Origin of the sequence: Nocardia testacea NBRC 100365, assembly GCF_000308775.1 — a bacterium.
GTDB lineage: Bacteria > Actinomycetota > Actinomycetes > Mycobacteriales > Mycobacteriaceae > Nocardia > Nocardia testacea.
In genome coordinates, this window is sequence record NZ_BAGJ01000201.1 from 1 (window position 1) to 241 (window position 241).

Annotated in this window: 1 pseudogene; it reads right to left on the minus strand. The window is 71.0% G+C overall.

The features are described 5' to 3' along the window. Positions 1-241 (minus strand): annotated as a pseudogene (locus ON38_RS36260) (DUF2510 domain-containing protein); the annotation flags it as partial.

The following is a 241-nucleotide window of genomic DNA, read 5'->3' on the forward strand; positions in this document are numbered from 1 at the left end:
CGAACGAGCGTCCATATCCCCCACCGCGTCCAGGGTGGTCGCGCCGAAATACGTTGTACCGTTTTCCTCGATCACCGTGCCGTTGGCGAGCTGGTGCCCGTCCGTGGTGAGCCCGGCGGCGACCAAGGCGACGAGTTCGGCGCTCGCCGGGGCGCACCGTGGGTCGGAATAGGCGGCCGCGGCCGCGGGGGGCGCAGACGCGGTTGTGGAAGTCTGCGGCGGGGCTGCCGGACTGCTGTTC